Origin of the sequence: Candidatus Sodalis sp. SoCistrobi (genome assembly GCF_900143145.1) — a bacterium.
Lineage (GTDB): Bacteria > Pseudomonadota > Gammaproteobacteria > Enterobacterales > Enterobacteriaceae > SoCistrobi.
The window spans coordinates 1-2,321 of the sequence record NZ_FRDB01000321.1 but is presented as its reverse complement, the minus strand read 5'-3'; the positions used below and the strand labels follow the sequence as shown (position 1 = coordinate 2,321).

General features: G+C 51.2%; 2 protein-coding genes. One reads left to right on the top strand and one right to left on the bottom strand.

The genetic code is table 11. The features are described 5' to 3' along the window. The first annotated feature begins 143 nt into the window (after window positions 1-143). Window positions 144-950, top strand: a complete 807-nt coding sequence (locus CINSTRO3249_RS15190) for an O-antigen ligase family protein (RefSeq protein ID WP_074013842.1) — start codon at window positions 144-146, stop codon at window positions 948-950. Between the two features lie 11 nt (window positions 951-961). On the opposite strand, the gene CINSTRO3249_RS15185 is transcribed toward CINSTRO3249_RS15190, so the two are convergent. Next, window positions 962-2,321, bottom strand: a 1,360-nt coding sequence (locus CINSTRO3249_RS15185) for a flagellar biosynthesis protein FlhF (RefSeq protein WP_254304262.1), incomplete at its 5' end; no start/stop codon positions are given.

Genomic DNA, 2,321 nt, shown 5'->3' with positions numbered 1-2,321 from the left:
TTTTTCAGCGCCGTAAATGGCGATAGTACACGTCGGTTTCACTTCATTTACAACCCCACCGGCTGCCTATTTCAGCCCGCTAACCCTTGGCATATAAGTCGTTGCGGACTTGTGTATAACGAGGTGGGTTAGGCCTGATATTAGTGGTTGCGGTCTATTTTTCCCTTAGTAACATTTGGGGCGGCGACGCGGGGGAAACCGTCTCCACGCTGACCCACGGCGTTTACCTGCTTATCTTCACGTTACTCGGCTCGCTGGCGCTGCAAAATTCCAGTCGTCATAGGGTAATGTTCGCGGCGATCGCCGGCGTTACCGTGCTGTCGGTGTTTACCCTCGCCACCGACGCCAGTAAAGTCATTTATCTGCGCAAAGTCTCCGATTTCAATCCCGGACCCGACAATGTGATTGACCTGGCCGGCTATTGCGCCATCGCTATTATGTTGAGCATGATCATTGCCCGGGAACGGCGCCGCGTCACCTATCTCCTGCTGGCGGTCATCCCGGCGGTGATGCTGGTAATGACGCAAAGCCGCGGTCCTTTACTGGCTCTGGTGCTGGTCGTACTGGCAACGCTGCGCTGGCGGCGACCCGCCCCCAGCGCGTTATGGCTTGGCGCGCTGCTGATGCTGCTGGCGGCGCTCATGCTGATCTTTACCCCGGTCGGCGATCTGTTGTTGATGCGTTTTGAGAGCATGAGCAATGAATCAGGTTTGCGCATCAGTATCTGGCACCATGTTCTGGCGGAAGTGGGTCTGCGGCCCTGGTTGGGATTGGGTTTCAATCACGAGTTGAATTTCATCAATTACGATGGCACGCACATCAGCACCGCTCACAGCGTTTACCTCGGCACGCTGTACAAAGGCGGCGCCATCGGCCTGGCGCTACTGGCGCTACTGGCGTTACTGCTGGGCTACGGTTTGTTTTGCGCTCTGCGCGCCTTTAGAGCATAGGTATCTACACATCAGGGAGGAGGCTTAAGAGCAACTCTCGCTAAATGAGTAAGTTCTTCCAGACTATATTCCGATAATAATTTTAGTGTATTCAACAAGATGGATAGGCCAGCGAGCAGAGCAGGAGCGCTCTCTCTGCGGCCTCGCTTTTGCTGTCGTCCTGACAAGCGACATATCAGCTGGCGGGCTGCCGCATTTTCTTCTCCTTCAGCGCGTTGCAGCCGCCATACCAGAACAGCAGCCATACTGGCTATTAACAACCTGCGTAGTACGGCTGGCGCGCTGCGCTGAAGCCATGTTTCTACGTCATGTCCGGCACCTTTCAGCAACTTAAAAAATGATTCAATATTCCAGCGCCAGTAATACCAACGAGCTACTTCCTCGCAGGTGATCTCGCTGCAAACGTTTGTAAGCAGCGTCCAGCGTCCCACCACATTACCGAGATCATCCGTAAGCCGAACAACAACCAATCTGACCGTCAGAGGCTCTCCAGGTTGGATTTTTATGCGGCGGCCGGTTTCTTTATCTTTACGCTTCTGCTGCGCAGCTCGGGTTATGACTATCGAGGTTTCACTGATTTCCATATCAGCTTTTTTCCCTTTCCAGTCTACCTGTCCGCATCCGTTGTATGGCAGAAGAGCAGCAATCTCACCAATTTTCAATGAATTACCTTGCCACTCTGCACCATGTCCTTCTTTTCCTCGGATAAGCCAGCATATTCCTTGAGTACTCAACGTCCGCATATGTCCAATAGAGTCACCCTCTCTATCAATTATATGAATCAGCTTTTTACCTATATTAAGCGATTCCACACGGGCAATATCGGTCGTCAAGGCGTCCATATGTGTCTGCCGTTCGGACAGTCCTTCCGCCAACGTTGAATGACAACCGGTTGCATCGGTAAGTGTCTGAGATAGAGGCGCTATTGGCAAACCCGTGCCAGCATCAACCAGCAAGCTGCTTTGAAGTTCATATCCAACATCGCCACCGTGCGTCATTTTTAAGCGTCCGTATTTGGCATGATGGTAAAGAAATTGTAAACGTGACCAATCATGAACAACGAGAGCGTATGGATGCGGGCTAAGCGAAATTTGCTCAAGTGCTAGCGAAATAATTGGCTCATTGAGTTGACTGAAGCTAATTCGCTTATTATTCAGAAAACGCCAGACAGCTTGGGTAGTTGCGAAAGTTGATTTTTGAGCACTTGCGAGGTCTTTAACCGCAGAAGCAAGAAGAGCCGCGGGCGTCATATGCTGTTTAACCAGCGTCTGATATCGGCGGGTAAGGCGAGAGTCAATCCCGCCAACAGATAGGTTGAAATCATTCTGCAAAGTAATAACAGGTATCACGATAAATGTGTAGATACCTATG